The following is a 21,736-nucleotide window of genomic DNA, read 5'->3' on the forward strand; positions in this document are numbered from 1 at the left end:
AGCCGTTATGCTGACTGTTTTACTTGCTATCGGAATTCTAGTGGTATTGGCGTTAGTCTTTGGCGCCATCTTAGGTTACGCCAATGTCCGCTTCCATGTGGAAGGTGACCCTATTGTCGACCAAATCGACGCCATCCTACCGCAGACTCAATGTGGTCAATGTGGCCATCCAGGATGTCGCCCTTACGCGGAAGCCATCTCAAACGGTGAAGCCATTAACCGCTGCCCTCCGGGTGGTCAAGCAACGGTTCAAGCCTTAGCTGACTTGCTTGACGTAGAAGCCATTCCCCTTGATGGTGGCGAAGAAGAACCTGTACAAAAAGTAGCGGTCATTCGTGAAGACGAATGTATCGGCTGTACTAAATGCATCCAAGCATGCCCAATCGACGCCATCCTCGGCGCTGCGAAACAAATGCACACGGTTATCTCCGACGAATGTACCGGTTGTGACCTTTGCGTAGAACCCTGCCCTGTTGACTGTATCGACATGGTAGAAGTGGGCGTCACCTCACGCACCTGGTCTTGGGATAAACCTCAAGGGGTGGGTGCTCAAGCAGCCAATATTATTGCCACAGATCGTCAAGTGGAGGCGGCACACTGATGCAAACGCCAACGATTTACTCTTTTCATGGTGGCATTCATCCACCAGAAAACAAAGCTCAGTCTCTACAACTACCACTGGGCACACCTAAATTACCAAAAGAGCTGCTGTTACCATTAGGGCAGCACATTGGTCAGGCCTCTCGTCCACTTGTCGTGGAAGGCGAAAAAGTCCTAAAAGGCCAAGCCATCGCCATTAACAATGGTTTTTTATCAAGCTTTTTGCATGCGCCTACGTCCGGCACTATCACTGGGATTGAGCCACGCACCATCGCGCACCCATCTGGTTTGAGCGACATCTGTATTATTTTGACGCCAGATGGTGAGGAAAAGTGGACGGATATAGAGCCACTGGAAAACTGGCAAAGCATCAGTAAAACTGACGTTTTGGCGTACCTTGCGGAAAAAGGCATTGTCGGCATGGGTGGTGCTGGTTTCCCGACTCAAGTGAAACTACAAGGGGCGCATAAGCACCCTCTCAGCCACTTCATTATCAATGCTGCGGAGTGCGAACCCTACATCACGGCAGATGACATGCTGATCCGTGAAAAGACTCTTGAACTGATCCTAGGCATCGAAATACTGCAACACCTGGTGGACGCAGAAAATGTCGTCATTGGCATTGAAGACAACAAACCCACTGCTATCGCTGCGTTACAACAATTGATCCGCGAACGTCAAAGTGACATTCAGGTTGCCGTCGTCCCAACTAAATACCCGTCTGGTGGCGAAAAACAGCTGATCAAGCTACTGACTGATAAAGAAGTTCCTAGTGGTCAACATCCAGCGGACATCGGAATACTATGTCAAAACGTAGGTACCTGTGTGGCGGTTTACGAAGCCATTCAACATGGTCGCCCATTGATCTCCCGTTACACTACTTTGACCGGTGATGCCTTTGGCGCACCACAAAACGTCGAGGTTTTACTGGGTACGCCGATCTCTCATTTGCTCGATTATGCTGATCTAAATGAGAAAAAGCTTCATCGTCTCGTAATGGGTGGCCCTATGATGGGATTCACCTTAGACACCCCAGAAGCCCCTGTGGTGAAAACCACTAACTGTATCTTGGCAGCGTCAACGAAAGAGCTTCCACCACCTGCACCGGAACAAGCCTGTATCCGTTGTGGTATGTGTGAACAAGCCTGTCCAGCAAGCCTCTTGCCACAGCAATTACTTTGGTTTGCCAAAAGCCAAGAACACGAAAAAGCAGAACACTATAACCTATTCGACTGCATCGAATGTGGCGCCTGCTCCTACGTTTGCCCAAGTAGCATTCCCTTGGTGCAATACTACCGCCACTCGAAAGCCGAAATCCGCGATGCCCGAGAATCTGCCGTCAAATCTGACATTGCTAAACAACGCTTTGAAGCACGTAAGGCCCGTCAAGAAGCAGAAGCCGCGGAGAAAGAAGCCAAACGCCTGGCACGTCAAAATGCCGCAGCAGCTAAACCCGCTGCGAAAAAAGCAGCAAAACCAGCCCCTGCAACAAGCGACAAACCAGCGGCACCGGCTGTCAGTGACGAAGCGAAAAAAGCCAAGGTGGATCTGGCCATTGCCAACGCTAAGCTGAAAAAGCTTGAGAAGGCACTATTGGCCGCCCAGGAAAACGAGCACACGGAAGAAATCAACGCCCTACAACTGCAAGTAGATGCGGCTAAGAAAGACATCGCTGAGCTAGAAGCCAAAGTGGCGGCAGCCCCTGCTCCCGCCCCTAAAACCGCACCGGCGAAGCCTGCATTAAGCGACGAAGCCAAAAAAGCCAAAGTGGATGTGGCATTAGCCAGCACCAAGCTGAAAAAAGTCCAAAAACAATTGGCGGAAGATCCTGATAATCAGGAACTAAAAGACAAAGCCGCAGGGTTTGAAAAGGACCTGAAAGAAGCGGAAGCTCGTCTGGCACAATTCGACTCAGCACCTGCACCTAAAGCGGCGCCAGCGAAGCCTGCTTTAAGCGACGAAGCCAAAAAAGCCAAAGTGGATGTGGCCCTAGCCAGTACAAAACTGAAGAAAACTCAGAAACAACTGGCAGAAGATCCTGATAATCAGGAGCTAAAAGACAAGGCCGCTGGGTTTGAGAAAGACCTAAAAGAAGCGGAAGAACGATTAGCCAAACTCAACAGCGCCCCAGCTCCTGCCCCTAAAGCCGCAAAACCGGCCATGTCTGATGACTATAAAAAGGCAAAAGTGGATGTGGCATTAGCCAGCACCAAGCTGAAAAAGGTCAACAAACAGCTTGCGGAAGACCCTGACAATCAGGAACTTAAAGACAAAGCTGCAGGGTTTGAAAAGGACCTTAAAACCGCCGAAGCCGCATTAGCCGCTCTGGAAGCTCAACCAGCAGCAGATGACGCTAAGCCTAATAAGGCCGACAAGCCAAGCTCTGACAACTCTGCGCCGAGCGCGGACGAAGATACCCTGCGCAAGCTAAAAATAGACGCAGCCATTGCTAAAGCGGCTATGAAAAAGGCGGATAAAGCCTTGGCTAAAGCAAAAGAAATGGGGTCTGACGATGTGGCCAGCTTAGAAGCTCAGGCCGCAAAAGCCAAAGCCCATGCAGAAGCTATGGAACAAGCCCTTGAAAACGGCGCCCCCTTGCCAGCATCCACACCCAAAGCGGATCCAGCGGAGAAAGCCAACGATGCTGTTGCTGGCATCGCAGATCAGCTGAAAAAGCAAAAAGTGGCGGCCGCCCTCGCAAAAGCTCAGGTTAATAAGCTTAAGCGCTTATTGGCCGCAGATCCCGAGGCAGAAGCCTTACAAAAAGATCTGGCAGATGCAGAGCAAAAGCAACGGGACGAAGAAGCCAAACTAGAACAGTTAACCAACACGCAAGAGAATCGTTAAATGTCATTGCTGCGTATCACCTCTCCACATACTCACCGAGCTGGCCAACGCACTGCTTGGGTCATGCAGATGGTTATTTTAGCGACCATTCCAGGTTTATTGGTTCAAACTTGGTTGTTTGGCTTTGGCACCCTGATTAATTTAGTGATTGCCTGTATCACCGCACTGGTTGGCGAAGCGTTAATATTAAAAGCACGCAAACGCCCGGTTGGCTTTTTCTTAAAAGATTTTAGCGCCCTGTTAACAGCCGTACTACTGGCATTAGCCTTGCCGCCTACCGTGCCTTGGTGGCTAACCGTCACAGCGGTTGGTTTCTCCATTATTTTTGCCAAACAAGTTTACGGCGGCCTAGGGAACAACCCATTCAACCCAGCTATGGTTGGCTACGCCATCTGTCTTGTTTCCTTTCCAGTACCTATGACCCAATGGATTGGCGCGTCAGAGTTAGTGCAAGCGGGAGCAACACCGAGCTTCTCAGACAGCCTTGCTGCCATCTTTGGCACCCTACCCACGGTAGACTCTTACACCATGGCAACGCCTTTGGACGCCTTCAAACACAAAGAAGGCATGATGAACGATGAGGCCTTTGCGTCGATTCTAGGCCTACAGGGAGCCAACCTATCTAATTGGTTATGGGTAAACCTTGCGTACCTTGCGGGGGGGCTCATGCTCATCTGGTTGCGCATTATTACTTGGCATACACCCGTTTCTCTTTTAGCGGCTCTAGCCGTGATGGCAGGGGTCTTCTATGTAACCGATCCAAGCAATGCTGCAACACCTTTATTTCACCTGACCACTGGTGCTGCCATGTTTGGGGCCTTCTTTATCGCCACAGATCCAGTCAGCTCTTGCACCAGCAATAAGGGTAAACTGTTTTACGGTGCCGGCATCGGCATCTTAGTTTTTATCATTCGTACTTGGGGTGGCTACCCAGACGGTATCGCCTTTGGTGTTCTGTTAATGAACTTTGCTGCACCTCTGATTGATTACTACACACAGCCTCGCGCTTACGGCCATAAAAAAGCCAAGAAAGGACTGAACATAGGAGGCGATAAGTAATGAACATTTTAGCGTCTATTCGCCGCAACAGCTTAGGTCTCGCGTTATTTGCTGTGTTAACTGCTGGGTTGATTGCCGTCACTCACCAACTGACCGAGCACACCATTGCAGACAATATCGTCACTGCTCAGTTAAACGCCTTCAATGAGATTTTGCCTGCGGATCGTTATACCAATGATTTGCCCAACGACACCGTAATGCTGAATCCAGACCCATTATTAGGGTCAGCGGAACCCGTAAAAGCCTTTATTGCTCGCAAAGAGGGTCAGGTTACAGCGATTATCTTTCAAACCATTGCACCGGGTGGCTATAACGGTAACCTTGATCTATTAGTTGCAGTAGATCGTGATGGCGTCGTCACCGGCTCACGGGTTATCAGCCATAAAGAAACCCCAGGACTAGGAGATAAGGTTGATCTACAGAAGTCCGATTGGATCTTGTCATTTGCAGGAAAATCTCTCGACAACCCAGAAGAACGTCGCTGGAAAGTCAAAAAGGACGGCGGTACATTTGACCAATTTACAGGGGCGACCATCACCCCAAGAGCCGTGGTCCGTGCTGTTAAAAACACGCTGATTTATTTTAAACAAAACGAAGACGCGCTGTTGTCGCGTTAGGATGAGTTATGAGCGCTGAACAAACTCTTACCAATGAAGATGTCGCTGATACCCCAGCATTAGAAGGTCCAAATTATAGGGAAATCCTTTACAACGGCATCTGGAAAAACAACCCAGCCCTTGTGCAATTACTGGGGCTTTGTCCATTACTTGCGGTGACCAGTACCATTGTGAATGCGATCGGTCTAGGACTTGCAACCACTATAGTGTTAATGGGCTCAAACATAGCCGTATCTTTGATCCGAAACTATGTCTCTGACGCGGTGCGCCTACCGGCATTTGTCATGATCATCGCCTCTTTTACTACCTGTATTGAGCTGATCATGCAGGCGTATACTTACGAGCTGTATCAGATTCTTGGTATCTTCATTCCATTGATTGTGACCAACTGTGCCATTCTCGGCCGTGCAGATGCCTTTGCCAGCCGCAATCCGGTCTTACCATCTACCCTTGACGGCTTAATGATGGGATTAGGCTTCACCATGGTGTTGGTGCTATTAGGTGGGATGCGTGAGCTGATCGGTCAAGGCACGTTATTCACCGATATGCACTTGCTGTTTGGCGATATGGCCACCCACTGGAAGCTAACGGTATTTTCTGACTACCCAAATGTGCTGTTTGCTATCTTACCTCCAGGCGCTTTTATTGGTCTTGGTCTCTTGATTGCCATTAAAAACTACTCAGATGAAAAAGAGAAAGAGCGCATCGCCAAAGCACAAGCGGGTCAAGAAAAAGTTTCTCGCCGAGTCCGAGTAACAGACTAGCCGTTGACGATCAAACGAGGATTACAGTGAACAAAGCCAAACGCCAAGAGATTTTCACTCGCCTGCGAGCAGAGAACCCAAATCCTGTGACCGAGTTGGAGTACAGCTCACCGTTTGAACTATTGATCGCTGTCCTGTTGTCTGCCCAAGCCACGGATGTGAGTGTTAATAAGGCCACCCGCAAGCTCTTTCCTGTGGCCAATACACCAGAAGCCATGTATGCACTCGGGGTAGATGGCTTAAAGGAATACATTAAAACCATTGGTCTGTTTAATGCGAAAGCTGAAAACGCCATAAAAACCTGCCAGATGCTGATCGAAAAGCATAACAGCCAAGTACCTGAAACCCGGGAGGCCTTAGAAGCGCTCCCCGGTGTGGGACGCAAAACCGCGAACGTGGTCCTTAACACAGCGTTTCGCCAAGTCGCTATGGCCGTCGACACCCATATTTTTCGTGTCTCAAATCGCACTAAGATCGCCCCCGGCAAAAACGTTCTTGAGGTTGAAGACAAGCTACTGCGCTTTGTGCCAAAAGAATTTCTACTGGATGCCCACCACTGGCTGATTCTCCATGGCCGCTATATTTGCACCGCACGCAAGCCTAAATGTGATGCCTGCACCATAGAAGACCTTTGCGAGTTCAAAGAAAAAACCTCCACCTAATAGTTAAATAAAACTTAAATAAGTTTAAATAAGTTAACGTTTAACGAAACTGAATACGTGGCATTCTGAGCTTATCAAAAGTACAGAACGAGAGAACGCCACATGTCAAAACTCACCCAAAAACAGCTCGATTCCCATTGGATGCCCTATACTGGCAACCGAGAATTTAAACGTGATCCCCGTATTATTGCCTCAGCAGATGGTTGCTTTTACAAAGACGACCAAGGCCGAGACATCTTTGATGGCCTATCTGGATTATGGACCTGTGGCTTAGGACACAATGTCGCGCGCATCAATGAAGCCGTTGCCCAGCAGGTTAAAACCCTAGACTACTCCCCTGCTTTTCAATTCGGTCACGAAAAGTCGTTCCAATTGGCTGAGAAAATCACTGAATTCATGCCACCTGAGCTAAATCGTATTTTCTTCACTGGTTCGGGTTCTGAGTCTGTTGATACGGCATTGAAAGTGGCACGTGCCTACTGGCGTAAAAAAGGCAAAGGGACTAAGACCAAATTTATTGGTCGAGCAAAAGGCTACCACGGGGCTGGGGTGTCTGGTTTTAGTGTTGGCGGCATCCCTGCCAACCGCACTCTTTATGGCCAAGGCTTGGATTCTTACCATCTACCCCATACACAAGCCCCAGGCACTGAGTTCACTCAAGGCATGTCCGATGTGGGCGCAGAGCGAGCGGATGCGCTGTTGGACTTGATCACCATGCACGACGCTTCAAACATCGCGGCGGTTATTGTTGAGCCTATGTCAGGCTCCGCTGGGGTCATTATTCCACCACAAGGGTATCTACAGCGTTTGCGTGACATCTGTGATCAACACGACATTTTATTGGTGTTTGATGAAGTCATCACAGCGTTTGGCCGTATGGGCGCAAACACGGGCTCAGAGGCGTTTGGCGTAACACCTGACATCATAACTATGGCCAAACAAGTGACCAACGGTGTCATCCCTATGGGGGCTGTTGCCTTCAAAGAAGAAATCTACGACACCTTTATGGAGCAAGGTGGCCCAGATTACATGCTAGAGCTGCCCCATGGTTACACTTACTCCGCTCATCCAGTTGCCTGTGCCGCTGGTCTAGCCTCTTTGGCAGAGATACAAGAACAGGGTCTGGTTGAACAAGTACGTAACAACAGCCGCTATTGGGAAGAAGTGGTCCATAGCCTACGTTCTAGCTCTGAACTGATCACTGACATCCGCAACTATGGTTACGCCGCGGGCATCACCATCGCTGCACCTGATGGCCAACCTGCTCGCCGCCCTTATGAAGTGGCTATGGAAATGTGGGCGAAGGGCTTCTACGTACGCTATGGAGGTGACACTATTCAGCTGGCTCCACCATTTATTGCGGAACGAGAAGAGTTAGACCGCATGATCAATGCCCTAGGGGAATCCTTCGGCAAGCTTTAAGCACCAAAGGCCTCAGGCAAGAAGTCGCCTGAGGCCTTGTTTTGCTGTTCACAGGACAAGATTTCACTATAATCGTAGTCAATAAGATTGGTACGGAATGTTAGTGTGGCAAAATCTCAATTCCCTTATGTGCGTTGCTTTTGGGCTGGCACCCTTTTTCTAACCAATGGCAAAAGCATGGCTGTCCACTGCACTCACATTTCTAGAGAACGCGTTGAGGTCGAAGCACCAGGTGGTCTGCAAGGCTCCACCAAGGTCAAACTTGAACTCCAAGCCAGCAACAACGGCAAACAAAAGTTAATCAAAGCCATTTGTCTGCCATCCCTAGATGTATTAAACGAACATGATAAGCATTACATCAAGATGATATTTCACAACATAGCAGAAGAAGACAAAGTCTTCATCGACCAGTTTGTGAAAGCCCATAGCTAGCCCTATTTCACGCTTAACAGCATAAAAAAGGGCGCCCCATAGGCGCCCTTTTTGTTTAACAGCAAATCTTATGCTGTCATCACATCTTCAAACAGCTGCAACATCTTGTCCCCATCAACTTCCATACAAACCTGTGTCATTGGCACATCGTTCCAATAAGGTTCTGGGTATTCCATGCCTTCTGGAGCAAAGATTGTTTGACCAACGCCGATCCCTTCACAAGCCACTCGCACAGCCCCTAGTTCCACAGCAAAGATGCTAGGATCTAATAGGTAAGCAATGGTGGAGGCATCATGGAAGTAACAACCCTCCACACCAAAGCGGTCACTGTAAAATTTGATGTAAAACTGGGCGCAGTCGTACAAGAAGGTTCCCTGCTCTGGGTTCTTCGCCTTAATACGCTCCAACACAGTATTGCCAAGCAATACCTGATGGGTCACATCCAACCCAACCATGGTCACTTGCCAAGGCGCTGTGAACACCGCATCCGCCGCGTGGGGTTCATTGATAATATTGGCCTCGGCCACAGGTGAAACGTTGCCATATTCGATGGCTGTACCACCCATAAGAACAACTTCGTCCACTAGGTTTGCCACTTCAGGATCAAGCTCAAGCACCTTACCTAGGTTCCCCAAGGGACCTAAAGCAACAATGGTGACTTCCCCAGGGTATTTGCGTACTTGCTCAATGATGAACTCAGCAGCGCTTTGCTCTAGGGCTTGTTTGCTTGGGGCAGGATAATCAATGTTACCAAAGCCATCTTTACCATGGACAAAGTCAGGGAAAGGACGCGGTGCTTGTTTGGACGGCACGGCAACACCCCCTGCCACAGGCACATCAACCCCTGCGATTTCTGTCAGAGTCAGAGCATTTTGCGTAGCAATTTCAACCGGTACGTTGCCATAGGTAGTCGTTAACCCTAGAACCTCTAATTCTTTGGCTTGAAAGGCAAAGAAGATGGCCATTGCATCATCAATACCCGGATCCGTATCAATAATAATTTTTCGTGTCATGTGATTCTCGTTATCTCATTAATTCTGCTTTGCTAGGAAATCTGTGACTTCCTCTAGCGTTGGGATGGACGGTGCAGCCCCCATTCGGGTCACTGCAATAGCAGACGCAGCACAGGCTGTCCGCATGGCCGTTTCATAATTTGAACCACGCTGTAACTCCGCCAAACAAAAGCCAATGAAGGTGTCCCCTGCGGCCGTGGTATCTTTGGCCTCAACGTTGAACGCAGGCACTTGCAAGTCTTCTGCCTTGGAAAAGTACCGCACTCCGTCTTTACCTAGGGTCATCATGACGGCTAAGTCAGGGTATTGCTCTGGCAAAATGCGCGCTGCATCTTCTATGGTGTCCGCCTTGGCAAGATCCATTGCTTCCACTTCATTAACAATCAGCAAGTCAATAAAGGGCAACACTTTGCGGGTTAAGTCAGCGTCCATAGGGGCAGGGTTAAAAGCCACCTTGGCACCTGATGCCTTTGCCCACTCTAAGGTTTCTGCCACTAGGTTGGTTTCATTTTGCAATAACACCCAATCGTCATCTGTGGCACCTTCTAGCACCTTGCGCACACCTGACTCAGTCAGTGTGTGGTTCGCACCCGCGTACAATATAATGCAGTTTTCCGCAGCAGGAGTCAGCTGAATGATGGCATGGCCCGAGGCTTCTTGCACCTGAGCAATCTCGTCTGTATTCACACCAAAGTCTTTCAGTTGCTGCAATATGTGTTGGTCACCCTGATGGATGGCCCCCACATGTTTTACGTTCGCTTGAGCTTTTGCCAAGGCGACGGACTGATTTGCCCCTTTACCTCCCAACACTTGCTGATAGCTGGTTGAGCTCATGGTCTCACCTGGGCGAACAAAGTGGTCCACCTCATATAGGTGATCAATGTTAATGGAACCGATGTTAAAAACGGTCATAAGCTACCTTGTTTTCATTTTATTAACCAAACAGTCAATAAGAACATTTTTCCGCTTTGATTAAAATAGCTGGCTCAAGGGAAAGATCAAGGGGCATAAAAAAACGCCCACTCTGTACAGAGTGGGCGTTTTTAAAATTCTAGCTCAAAGAGCGCGTTGATTAGTCGCGATCTAGGAAAGTACGGCCTTTCTGAGCAGCGATACGCATACGTAGAGCGTTAAGCTTGATGAAGCCTGCCGCGTCTTTCTGGTCGTAAGCACCCGCATCGTCTTCGAAGGTAGCGATTGTGCTATCGAATAGGCTGTATGGAGACTCACGGCCTTCAACGATTACGTTACCTTTGTACAGTTTCAAACGAACCGTACCCGTTACGAATTCTTGAGAAGCGTCGATCAATGCTTGCAGCATACGGCGCTCTTCTGACCACCAGAAGCCGTTGTAGATCACTTTCGCGTACTTAGGCATGATCTCATCTTTCAGGTGAGCTGCTTCACGGTCAAGTGTGATGGATTCCATTGCACGGTGAGCTTTCAGAAGGATGGTGCCCCCTGGAGTCTCGTAACAACCACGTGACTTCATCCCTACGAAACGGTTTTCAACTAGGTCATCACGACCGATACCGTTTGCGCCACCGATTTTGTTCAGTGTTTCAAGGATAGTCGCTGGAGACATTGCTTCGCCGTTGATGGACACAGCATCACCTTTTTCGAAGCCAAGCTCGATGATTGTTGGCTCATCTGGAGCTTGCTCAGGCGATACAGACCAACGCCACATATCTTCTTCAGCGCTCGTCCATGGATCTTCTAGAAGATCGCCTTCGTAAGAGATGTGAAGAAGGTTCGCATCCATTGAGTAAGGAGATTTCTTCTTAGCATTGGAGAAGTCTACTGGGATTTCGTGTTTTTCACAGTAAGCCATTAGGGTTTCACGGGACGTTAGGTCCCATTCACGCCAAGGAGCGATTACTTGAACACCTGGTTTAAGAGCGTATGCACCTAGCTCGAAACGAACTTGGTCATTACCTTTACCGGTTGCACCGTGAGAAATCGCATCAGCACCGGTCTCGTTAGCGATTTCGATCAAACGCTTAGCGATAAGAGGACGAGCGATAGAGGTACCTAGTAGATACTCACCTTCGTATACTGTGTTCGCACGGAACATAGGGAATACGAAGTCACGTACGAATTCTTCGCGTAGGTCTTCGATGTAGATTTCTTTAACGCCCAACGCTTGAGCTTTCGCGCGAGCTGGCTCTACTTCTTCGCCCTGACCCAAGTCAGCGGTAAAAGTTACCACTTCACACTGATACTCTTCTTGAAGCCACTTCACGATTACTGAAGTGTCTAGGCCGCCAGAGTAGGCTAGCACTACCTTCTTCACGTCAGACATTCTCTTTCTTCTCCTCAACGAGACGCTGCACAGCCCAATCAAAATGGACTGCACGCAGTTAAACTAAAAATAGGCCGTTAGTGTAAGTTTTCGCCCCTTAGTTAGCAAGGGGCGCGGGGGGATATCCGCCCCTAGGAGCGATATTTCAAGGGCGTTATTGGCTTGGTTCAGATAAAGATTGCGGATTCAATCCCATACGCTCCAAACGGATGGTCACGCGTCGGTTACGCTCTCGTCCATCAGAAGCCCGATTATCCGCAACTGGATAACGTTCACCATGATAACGGGATACGATTTTTTCTGGAGGTACTCCCTTCTGCAACAGATATGCTGTGACCTTCTCTGCACGGGTTTTAGAGAGTTCTCGGTTATCCCGACGAGTCCCTATGATGTCTGTGTGACCATCAATGTAAATATATTCAATGGTAGGATCGGCTTCCACGTAAATAGCAATCAGGTCTAAGCGACGTTTAATACGATCTGTGAGCTCTGAGCCGTTGGTAGGAAACAAAGCAGCAGTACGAGAAATCTGATCGAAGTTAACCGGTAGCAAACTCGCCATACAACGGCGAAATTCATTATAAGCAGGGTTAAAATTAATGTTGCTCAGTGCCACTTCTACGTTTTCGCGGCCATTCTCCCATGCGGTACCCGCCACCACCGGATGTAAGCCTCTATCAAGACTGGTGAGCATTTGCTCTGCCACCTTGCCCCCTACTTCAACCGTTAACCCGTAACCTGGGTACGGCATCACATCAAGAGTCTTAGGGGACAGCCCCGGCATCCAACTGGGCGCTTGGGAAATAATAAACACTTGCCCTGGCCCAAGCTTCTCGTTTTCTGGGTGCAGGATAAACTTCATGGGCTCCCCTGCTTCCTTGATAAACTCCCCTTCACCAAAATGCGGTACAGGGTGAACCAACTTGCAAGCAAAGATGTCTCCAGAAAGGGACCATTGGGAGTTTTCGATCTGAGACTCAAAACGCGTCACAGCCATGCTTTGGGATGCGAACATAAGGCTCGACGTAACGAACAAGGTCGTAATGAGATGTGAGGCTTTCAAAGTTAACAGTTCTCGTTCTAGGCTTAGCATGTATGTTATCATCCGATGGTATCTACCCATAATTTTCTGAGCAAGTGGCAGAATTAAGGATTCTCTTTTGTCAAATCACGAAATCAAAGACCGATTCCGCGGATTCCTACCTGTAGTTATCGACGTCGAGACCGCAGGCTTTAATGCAAAAACAGATGCTTTACTCGAATTTGCCGCGAGCATCCTAAGAATGGACGAAAACGGCGAGTTGTACATCCACGAGACCATTGAATTTAAGGTAAAGCCTTTTGAAGGGGCAAACCTTGAAAAAGAAGCACTGGACTTTACAGGTATTGATCCGTTCGCTCCAGACCGAGATGACATGGTGGAAAAAGAAGCCATCAACCAAATGTTTACCAAGGTCCGCAAAGAACTAAAATCTACCGGCTGTAAACGTGCCATTTTAGTGGGTCACAACGCAGCGTTTGACCACGGTTTCTTGAACGCAGCCATTGAACGCTGTGAAATCAAGCGCAACCCTTTCCATCCATTTTCAAGCTTTGACACGGCGTCTTTATCTGGCTTGGCTTTTGGGCAAACCGTTTTGGCCAAAGCATGTCAGGTGGCAGGCATTGAGTTCAGTAACTCTAAAGCACACTCGGCCCAGTACGATACGGAGAAAACCGCTGAGCTTTTCTGCGAAATCGTTAATCGCTGGAAACGTTTGGGGGGCTGGAGTTTGGTGACCGATGACCAAGCGGACAGCATGGAATCCGCCTTCGCTGCCATGGACTCCCATAACTGAGTTCTTTATTGAATCCATATTAGTTACAGATTCATTGGTTGCGGTATTTTGATGTATCAATAAGTATCACTGTGGGACCGACAGTGATGAGGCATCACTTGTAGAGAGCAAACGCATGGTAGGCAAACGAGTTGCATTACTTACATTGGGATGGATATCTCTGATCACGGGGATTATTGGGATTTTCCTACCCCTGTTACCTACCACGCCTTTGGTTTTATTATCTGCGTGGTGTTTCTCTAAATCTTCTGAACGTTTCCATCATTGGCTACTCAATCATAAATACTTTGGTCCCATTGTTAACGATTGGCAATCTGATCAGGGCATTCCTAAAAAGGCCAGAAACCGAGCGCTGATTTTCATGTGGGCTGGAATGCTACTTTCCATGTTCATTGTTGGGCGCTTTTGGGCAACCATTGGTCTGTGTGTGATTGGCGCCGCTGTTAGCATCCATTTACTGCGAATGCCCCTTCGCAAAGAATAGATTGACGACACAAGGGATACCATGACGACTCATACTGAACATGCCATGAAACCATGGCAAAAACGTACCTTAATCACGCTTTTTATCCTTCTGACATTCGTTACCTTAATTTGGAACCTGATCCCTACCGCCACCAAGTGGTTCGTTAATCGGTATACTCAACAGCACGATGTGTCCTTTTCTGCGGACACCATCAACCCCAATATTTTCCCAATTGGGTTAGAGCTTGGTGATGTAAAGCTTCTCAAAGACAGCATCCCTCTCTTCACTCTTAATCATGCCAGCATTGGCCTTGATTTTATGCCTCTGTTAAAAGGTGAATTCCATGTAAACCATGTTGAAGTGAACGGGCTAGACACACAGGTAGAAAACCAAAATGGTGTCATGACAATCGCTGGCCTGTCTCTTCCACAAAACACAGACAAAAAGGCAGAAGCCCCAGCAGAGACGGCAGAGCCAGAAAACGAGCAGTCTATTCCGACTTTTTTCATTTATGATGCTCAAATGCAAGACATCAGTGTGCGCTATCGAACTGAGCGTGGTGAAGATACCTTCTACCTAAACTCCCTCAACGTGATCGAAGTCTCCCATAATATGGACGACTGGATGGGGCAATTGGCCATCGAAGCAGGTCTCAACCAAGCTCAATTAATTGCTGCAGGCGAAGTAAAAGCCAACGGCTCAGAGATAGATACCTATTTAGACTTAAAATCCCTGTCTTTATCCACCAGTGATATTCAAAACTTCGTGCCCAAAGGCATGGAAGTGGGTACAGCTTCAGACGTACAGGTCGCAGGCTCAACCAATGTCATTTATCGTTATCAAGATACGCCACAATTTTCACTTATGGCGCCCTTACTGCAAGTATCTAGTGGCAACACGGCCCTGACCCAAGTCAACCAAGAGCTGGGGTGGACAAACCTAAACACCCGAGTGGAAAACATCCAAGTCGAAGGAACGGGCAGCCGAAACTTATCCGTCAAAGGAAAGGCAGCCTTAGATATCAAAGGACTTTCCATACGCTCAGGGGAGCAATCTCTAAGCACCAAGTCTCTTGCATTCAATGGTCAAACCGAACTTAAAAAAGTCGGTGCTGATATCGAACTTGCCAATACCGCTAGCCAACTGGAAACCCAAGAATTACAAGGAACAGTGAATGGCAACAAACTAAGCCTTGGCACCCTAAAAGCAGAGCTGGCCAACCTTGGTTTTAAATTCAATACGGACAGCCAACAAGGAGAAGGCCAAAGCACCTTGTCTTTAACCAGCGACAACCTTACGGCGGAGACAGCCAAAGGAGAATCCGCAAGCTTAGGCCGGCTGAGTTTTTCATCGCCTGTCGCCTTAAAAGCAAATGAAACGGAACAACAGATCGCCACCGACTCTTTTGAATTAGCATTAACAGAGCTTAATCTTGGGGCAAACTCAGGGACAGCACAATTAAGTGCGCTGACTTTAAATCTTCTAAACACACAAGTGACTCAGTCTGACGAAGGTCAAAATTTCAATACCGAGCTTGCCCTCGATACGCAGGGGTTCAAAGGCTCCCTGATGACAGCGGACAGTCAAAGCAAGCAACCTGATCAAGCAGCTAACCTAGACTCACTGGCCTTAAATACAGCCTTCTCAGGTAGCTTATCTGGTACTCAAGAGTTAACGCTGCAAGGGGATAAGACCCAGCTTCAGCTAGGGGGTGTCGCTTACCAATCCGATGCCCAAGACATCTCCTTAGACCGTTTAGATTGGTCCCTAAATAACATGGCGGCTCAACTTGGTGGTGACAGTACTGCCTTATCAGGGAAATCGGGACTTCAATTATCCAACCTCAAGGCGTCCCTAACACAACTGCCAAACAATCAACCTGATACAGACGTGAGTTTAGAAAGTCTGACCCTCAATAATTCATTGGACTTCCTCCAACAGGGGGAACAAACAGCGATAAATAACACCGCAAACAGCATTGATATGAGCGCTTTATCTGTGTCCCAATCCGATACCTTAGAAGGCATCATGGATGAGTTGGTGTTTTCCTCAAATGAGTTAAAAATAGAACTCGGAACATCTGACCAAGCAACTCACATCAACACCTCAGATAACACCCTCAACATAAGCACAGTGAATGTAGAGTTAGCCGATGGCAGCACTTTGACAAGCTGGGATGAACTGGCTTTGGATAACCCCGCTTTATCTGTGAATGGTACGGACATTTCTGCCGACGTAAATTCCTTCAAGTTACAGCAATTTGTGGCATCTCAACCCAATACTGAAAGTGAATTACCGGCCCTTGCGACCTTTGATCAGCTGGATATAAATCGTATTGCTCTACGCCCCGAAGGTATTGAAATTGCTAGCCTCGTAGTGGATAAACTTGCCAGCAACCTAGTACTGGCAGAGAACCAGCGCATTGAGAATCTCATTCTGCCAAGCTCAGTTAAATCATCTGATGTAGCCTCCACCGAAGAAGTCTCAGGCACGGGTACCGAAAGCGAAACAAACAACTCAGAAGTCAGCCCTTCCAAGGAAACCACACCAGACTTCTATGTGGTCATAGGTAAGATCATTCTATCCCCAGAATCCACCATGACCCTCGTGGATCGGAGCATAGTCCCCACTCTCAAACGGGATCTGACCATTGACGAGCTAACTGTCGATAACCTTAATACCCGTGACGACGGTGCACAAACCTATGTGGTACTCAAAGCCCGTAACGGACGCTACGCCAGCCTTGATGGTAATCTAACGATCGAGCCCACAGCCGCTAAACTCACCATGGACGCTAAGGCCAAAGTCCGTGAAGTAGAGCTGCCTCCCATTTCTCCGTATGTTGCAAATGTACTGGGCTACAATATCGCCTCAGGGCAGTTGAACATGGATCTTAACGTCACTGCCAACCAAGGCCAGCTCAACGGTAATAGCCACATCGTCTTGCGTCAGTTTGATTTGGGGGGCAAAAAAGACAGCAACACTGTGTTAAAAGCTGGTGCGATTCCACTCAACCTAGCTGTGGGCGCCCTCAAAGATGGCGACGATAATATCGTGCTGGACTTGCCATTGAAGGGGGACATTAGCAGCCCTCAATTCCAATGGCAGAACTTCTTCCTGTTACCTGTACGTCAAGGGCTATACAAGGCTTCTAGCATTTATGTGATGCAGACCTTTGTCCCATACGCCAACGTTATTTCATTGGCTCAATTAGCCGGAGAGCAGGTACTACGCTTAAGGGTGCAACCTCTCAACTTCGAATACGGTGAGACAGAAGTGAATGACGAACAGTCAGACTTCCTAACCCAGCTAATCGCCCTTATGAATGACCGTCCAGAAGCAGAGCTAAGAGCCTGTGGCGTTGCGGTGGCAAAAGATCTTGATGAAGAGCTAACCTACGATAACTTACAGGAAGGTGACGAAGATAAGCTCTATGGCATCGCTAACGAGCGCGCAGAGAGCCTAAAAGCCTACTTAGTGGACAATGAGATCGCATCAAGTCGAATCTTTATCTGCTCACCAACAATCGATGAAGACCAGGATGCTCAACCGCGAGTGACCTTAACTTTCTAACCAAAGCCATCATACGATTAATAAGCCAGTCTCTTCATTTAGAGACTGGCTTATGTATTTCCATCCTGCTTTCTCTTTAACCCCTCACTCCATTAGCCCTCTAGATGCCATAAACTATCCTCAAAAAATGGTCAAAAATGCGCCCTCTTTGACAATAATCTGCATCAAACAAAGATATGACCAAAATCAATTTACCTTAGCCACAGAAGGCGTAATCTAGAATCAAAGAGCAAAAGATGAAGGAGAACGATCATGTTGCAAGACAACCACAGCTTGGTAAATGAGTTACCCGAATACAAAGATCAAATTCATACTCTGAAAATGAACGATGCCCACTTTAAGCGTCTGTTTGAGGAATACCACCACCTAGATAATGAAATCCACAACATGGAACAAGAGATCATCTTGGCGAGCACTATGGAAGAAGAGGAATTCAAAAAACGCCGTCTAAAACTAAAAGACACTATGTTGCAAATGCTGCGCAATATTAAACACCAAGAATTAGCGGCAGAGGCTTAATCCTAAGACCCTCATAGCCAATAAAAATGCCGAGCACTGCTCGGCATTTTTGTTTTATCCTACCATCACGAAAATGACCATCTAAAACTCAATCGTTTGAGTGGCATAACCATCTAAATCTGAATCCACATGACTGACATATAATAATAAGTTGGGAGCGAATTCAGGAGATCTCAAGGCGTCACATACCCGCTTAATACTGGCCCTATCCAAGCCATCAAAAGGCTCATCCAGCAAAAGCACATCCGCCTTACGCAGTAAGATACGCGCCAAAGCAATACGACGCGCTTGACCACCCGACACATCACGACCTTGGGCCCCCAACAATGTATCCAAGCCATTAGGCAAAGCAGCTACCCATTCGCTTAAACCCATCACACTCAATACTCGAAGCAACTCACCATCACTGGCATTTGGTGCCCCCAGACGAAGATTGGCAGCCAAGCTTTGCTGGAAGATGATGGATTCCTGGGGTAGATACCCGACCTTTTTACGCCATGATTCATTCTGATAGAGACTTAAGGATTCACCGTTAACCTTTGCCTTCCCTTTGCTTTCAAGATCCCCTGCTAACGCCGCTAATAAAGTCGATTTTCCCGAACCACTCTTGCCGGACAAGCGCACCCGCTCATTGGCATATACCCCCATAGAAATGGGTGGCATCACGCGACCTGGGTAACAACCGGAAAAATCATATAGCTGCAAACTCGCAGGAGATGTCACAGGAGTACATTGGGTGCTATCTGCTTTTCGACTAGACTCTGGCTGTAATTGGTTTAAACGCTTCAAACCTACCTTAGATTGCCCCTGAGCCAAAAATGCCATAGCCATGGGCTGAACCAATTCATTTACCCCCAAGGCTGCTAACACTAAAGCGACCAACATAGGGCCAGCAATGGTTTCCTGCAACATTAAATCACCGTTAACGATCTGCAGAGACATGCCTAGAAGGCTCACAATCAACACCAAACTGGTCAGCTGAATCGCCAATTTAATACGACTCACTACCCTTTGGATTACTGCTTGAGCTGTGCATTGACGATCATCTAAGGTATTCAACCGCTTGCTGTAATCTTGCCAATGGCCACGGATAGTCAAGGTGATGAGAGAAGAAAACACGGACATAAAACGGCTACGACGGTGAATCGATAGCGCTTGCATTTGATAGACAGACTGCAGGGCTAAACGATTTGCCAGCCAGGGCCAAACCAACAATTGAAACAGGGCAAAGACTACCACGGGGATGGCCAGTACCGGCGCAACCCACCAAGCCAATCCTAATAAAGCAAGACAGCCAAGGAAGCTGTAAACCCAAGGCATGACCACCGCCAACGGCCACTTAATAATCTGATCCAAATCCCCCACTAAACGCTGCAACAGATCCCCGCGGGTTTGCTTATGCAAACGCCCTGGGGCAGTGCTCACCCGTTGATCCCAGACCCATAAACGCAAACTGCGTAATAAGCCCAATAAATGATCATGGGAAAAGACCTGCTCACCGTAACGGCCAGCCGTTCGTAAGATAGCCATCAATCGCACTGATGCTCCAGGGGTGAAAAAATCAAACACCAAAGCGGTGCCCAGAACACTGGCCAAACCTGCCGCGGATAAAAACCATCCCGAAATACCAAGCAACGCCACTGCAGCCAAGCTAGCCACCGCACCGATCAATACAGACACCAGCAGTCCGAATGGGTTTTCAATTAATAAAGACTTAAACGTAAGAGATTGGGGTCTGCGCTTCGACATGCACGCCCTCCTGAGTCATTAACCAACGTTGATTTGCCCATACGACAGGGTGGGTATCATGGCTGACGATGATCAGCGTTTTACCAAAGCTGACCTCATCTAGGGTGTTCAATACTTGCTCTGCCGTGTCTGGATCTAGGCCGGAGCAAGGCTCATCTAACAACCAAACATCCGCATCACTTAACAAGGCACGAGCAATAGACAGTCGCTGCATTTGACCACCGGACAAACCTGTCCCTGCTTCACTGATTGGGGTATCCCAACCATAAGGCAAGGTTTCCACAAACTCCCAGCACTGGGCTTTTTTTAAAGAATCCAATAAAGCTTGATCTGTACAGCGCCCTATTCCTAATTCTAGGTTTTGGCGAACAGTGCCCTGAACCCACTCAGGATTTTGTGGCAACCAAGCCAAACGGCGACGCCAATTGGCCATGTTCATACTATGGAAGGCATCCCCTTCCACATAAAGCCCACCGTCAAAGTGTTTCTCAAAGCCTAAAAGAATCGTCATCAAGCTGGATTTGCCTGCACCTGATTCACCCCGTAACCACACCCTATCCCCTTGTTGCAAAATAGCACTCATAGGATGCAACCGCTGACGACCATTGTGACACCAAGCCAACTTATTGAACTCAATAAACGCCCCTATGGCACTAGGATAACTCTGGGGGTTCAGTTTATGGGTGGACTCATCTTGATCGGCAGTCATTAAGAGCTCTTGGATATCCACGGCAGCAGCTTCTGCCTTTTGTTTGGCATGGTAATCATTCCCTAGCTGGCGCAAAGGTAGATAAAACTCTGGTGCCATTAATAATAAGAAAAACGCTGCAAACAAACTTACGGGGGCCACCCCCACCTGCCAAGGTAATTGCTCTAATAGGCCGAGCCCTAAGTAGAGCGCAACCATGGCGATAGAGACCGAAGCAAACAGCTCCAAAGTGCCCGTTGAAAGAAAGGCTAAACGCAACACTCCCATGGTAGTTTTTTGGTAAGACTCTGCTGTAATTGCCAAGCGTTCACGGGCTTTTGGGGTTTGACCTAAGCGCTTGAGCTCTCCCATCCCTTGGTTCAAATCGAGGAATTGATTGGACAACATTTGCAGCACATTAAATTGGCGACGGTTGGCTTGAGCGGCCTTATGCCCCACCAAAATCATGAAAAAAATCACCAAGGGTGCTGTAACCATAAAAATGCTAAAGGCGACCCAAGACACAGGAGCCACCGCAACAAGAATGGTCAAAGGTACGAAAGTCACTAAAAAGACTTGAGGTACATACCGAGTAAAATAATCGTCCAGCGCATCCACCTGCTCATATACCCGTGTCGACAAGCCACCATCTTCATCAATGGTGAGACGACGTGGACCGAGCTGGGTTAAGTGGTTAATCATGCGCTGACGCAAAGAAAATCGAATGGCCCGACTGGCGGCGGCACTCAGCTGCTCGCGCCAGTACTGAGCAAATGATTTAGTAAGAAACGCAGCAGCCGATAGCAGCGCTGCAGTCAGAGGAAAACGTCCTTCTAATACCAAATCGGAAAAGACTTTTGCCAATCCAACGGCTTGAGCAACCAACGCAAAAGCAATTAAGACCCCTAACCATTTAACTACTTGATAGCGCTTTCTTTCCTCGTTTTGCAACGCCGCTAGAAATTGCTGCTCTGGGGTCTTAATTCTTTTCTTCATCGCTCAAATACCCGCCTAATGATTGGCTAACACAACCTTAATAGGAATCTTCTGGCTCTTCACCTTCGTAGCCTGAAAACTCAAGCCACACTGCATTAATGATGCCGAATGAACACGCCAACAAGATGCCTAGAACCCATGCAAAATACCACATAGTAACTCCTCAAATTGGGGCAGCGACCTGCCCCA

General features: G+C 48.1%; 19 protein-coding genes. 12 read left to right on the forward strand and 7 right to left on the reverse strand.

All coding sequences use genetic code 11. The features are described from left to right. Nucleotides 1-7 precede the first annotated feature (7 nt). From rsxB to ACZ5DR_RS17380, 8 genes are all read left to right on the forward strand, one after another. Nucleotides 8-601, forward strand: a complete 594-nt coding sequence (gene rsxB / locus ACZ5DR_RS17345) for an electron transport complex subunit RsxB (protein WP_377365310.1) — start codon at nt 8-10, stop codon at nt 599-601. Continuing rightward, entirely contained in the window at nt 601-3,447 is a 2,847-nt protein-coding gene (rsxC, locus tag ACZ5DR_RS17350) for an electron transport complex subunit RsxC (protein ID WP_377365308.1), read from the forward strand. The genes rsxB and rsxC overlap by 1 nt, the downstream gene beginning before the upstream one ends. After that, on the forward strand, nt 3,448-4,506 hold the full coding sequence (gene rsxD / locus ACZ5DR_RS17355; protein ID WP_377365306.1) for an electron transport complex subunit RsxD: 1,059 nt from the start codon (nt 3,448-3,450) through the stop codon (nt 4,504-4,506). It begins immediately after the preceding gene. Next, nucleotides 4,506-5,123 carry an electron transport complex subunit RsxG gene (gene rsxG, locus ACZ5DR_RS17360; protein ID WP_377365304.1) on the forward strand — a complete coding sequence of 206 codons (618 nt, stop codon included), beginning with the start codon at nt 4,506-4,508 and terminating at the stop codon, nt 5,121-5,123. The genes rsxD and rsxG overlap by 1 nt, the downstream gene beginning before the upstream one ends. 8 nt (nt 5,124-5,131) lie before the next feature. Beyond that, nucleotides 5,132-5,887 carry an electron transport complex subunit E gene (locus tag ACZ5DR_RS17365; RefSeq protein ID WP_377365302.1) on the forward strand — a complete coding sequence of 252 codons (756 nt, stop codon included), beginning with the start codon at nt 5,132-5,134 and terminating at the stop codon, nt 5,885-5,887. Between the two features lie 26 nt (nt 5,888-5,913). Continuing rightward, nucleotides 5,914-6,549, forward strand: coding sequence for an endonuclease III (nth, locus tag ACZ5DR_RS17370; RefSeq protein ID WP_377365300.1), 636 nt, complete (start codon nt 5,914-5,916; stop codon nt 6,547-6,549). A gap of 102 nt (nt 6,550-6,651) precedes the next feature. Then, nucleotides 6,652-7,971, forward strand: coding sequence for an omega-aminotransferase AptA (gene aptA / locus ACZ5DR_RS17375; protein ID WP_377365298.1), 1,320 nt, complete (start codon nt 6,652-6,654; stop codon nt 7,969-7,971). Nucleotides 7,972-8,076: 105 nt separating this feature from the next. Further along, nucleotides 8,077-8,403 carry a hypothetical protein gene (locus tag ACZ5DR_RS17380; protein WP_377365296.1) on the forward strand — a complete coding sequence of 109 codons (327 nt, stop codon included), beginning with the start codon at nt 8,077-8,079 and terminating at the stop codon, nt 8,401-8,403. Nucleotides 8,404-8,471: 68 nt separating this feature from the next. Here the strand turns inward: ACZ5DR_RS17380 and ACZ5DR_RS17385 are convergent, their stop codons facing one another. The 4 genes from ACZ5DR_RS17385 to ACZ5DR_RS17400 all read right to left on the reverse strand — a co-directional run bounded on the left by ACZ5DR_RS17385 (nt 8,472) and on the right by ACZ5DR_RS17400 (nt 12,733). Continuing rightward, nucleotides 8,472-9,416, reverse strand: a complete 945-nt coding sequence (locus ACZ5DR_RS17385; RefSeq protein ID WP_377365294.1) for a nucleoside hydrolase — start codon at nt 9,414-9,416, stop codon at nt 8,472-8,474. Nucleotides 9,417-9,434: 18 nt separating this feature from the next. Then, nucleotides 9,435-10,328 carry a ribokinase gene (locus ACZ5DR_RS17390; protein ID WP_377365293.1) on the reverse strand — a complete coding sequence of 298 codons (894 nt, stop codon included), beginning with the start codon at nt 10,326-10,328 and terminating at the stop codon, nt 9,435-9,437. 160 nt (nt 10,329-10,488) lie between these two features. Next, nucleotides 10,489-11,718, reverse strand: coding sequence for an argininosuccinate synthase (locus tag ACZ5DR_RS17395; protein WP_377365291.1), 1,230 nt, complete (start codon nt 11,716-11,718; stop codon nt 10,489-10,491). 154 nt (nt 11,719-11,872) lie between these two features. Next, the gene (locus ACZ5DR_RS17400) at nt 11,873-12,733 is read right to left on the reverse strand and encodes a flagellar protein MotY (protein ID WP_377365290.1); all 861 of its coding nucleotides are present in this window, start codon (nt 12,731-12,733) and stop codon (nt 11,873-11,875) included. A 145-nt stretch (nt 12,734-12,878) separates the two neighbouring features. On the opposite strand from ACZ5DR_RS17400, the gene rnt reads away from it, so the two are divergent. The 4 genes from rnt (at nt 12,879) to ACZ5DR_RS17420 (ending at nt 18,114) form a co-directional block, all read left to right on the forward strand. Then, nucleotides 12,879-13,556: a ribonuclease T gene (rnt, locus tag ACZ5DR_RS17405; RefSeq protein WP_377365288.1), complete on the forward strand. Its 678-nt coding sequence runs from the start codon at nt 12,879-12,881 to the stop codon at nt 13,554-13,556. Between the two features lie 115 nt (nt 13,557-13,671). Next, a complete protein-coding gene (locus ACZ5DR_RS17410) occupies nt 13,672-14,040 on the forward strand; it encodes a YbaN family protein (RefSeq protein ID WP_377365286.1) in 369 nt (122 codons plus the stop codon). A 21-nt stretch (nt 14,041-14,061) separates the two neighbouring features. Further along, nucleotides 14,062-17,595, forward strand: coding sequence for a DUF748 domain-containing protein (locus ACZ5DR_RS17415; protein ID WP_377365284.1), 3,534 nt, complete (start codon nt 14,062-14,064; stop codon nt 17,593-17,595). A 252-nt stretch (nt 17,596-17,847) separates the two neighbouring features. Next, nucleotides 17,848-18,114 carry a YdcH family protein gene (locus ACZ5DR_RS17420; RefSeq protein ID WP_377365282.1) on the forward strand — a complete coding sequence of 89 codons (267 nt, stop codon included), beginning with the start codon at nt 17,848-17,850 and terminating at the stop codon, nt 18,112-18,114. A gap of 81 nt (nt 18,115-18,195) precedes the next feature. Here ACZ5DR_RS17420 and ACZ5DR_RS17425 read toward each other — a convergent pair whose 3' ends face one another. Genes ACZ5DR_RS17425 through cydX form a run of 3 tightly spaced genes read right to left on the reverse strand, consistent with a single transcriptional unit; the run spans nt 18,196 to nt 21,701 of the window. Further along, entirely contained in the window at nt 18,196-19,863 is a 1,668-nt protein-coding gene (locus ACZ5DR_RS17425; RefSeq protein WP_377365280.1) for an amino acid ABC transporter ATP-binding/permease protein, read from the reverse strand. After that, nucleotides 19,829-21,547 (reverse strand): thiol reductant ABC exporter subunit CydD, encoded by a 1,719-nt coding sequence (cydD, locus tag ACZ5DR_RS17430; RefSeq protein WP_377365278.1) that lies wholly within the window; start codon nt 21,545-21,547, stop codon nt 19,829-19,831. Before cydD ends, ACZ5DR_RS17425 begins: the two co-directional genes overlap by 35 nt. A gap of 37 nt (nt 21,548-21,584) precedes the next feature. Continuing rightward, nucleotides 21,585-21,701 carry a cytochrome bd-I oxidase subunit CydX gene (gene cydX / locus ACZ5DR_RS17435; protein WP_377365276.1) on the reverse strand — a complete coding sequence of 39 codons (117 nt, stop codon included), beginning with the start codon at nt 21,699-21,701 and terminating at the stop codon, nt 21,585-21,587. Between the last annotated feature and the right edge of the window lie 35 nt (nt 21,702-21,736).

Source organism: Marinomonas vaga, assembly GCF_055388305.1.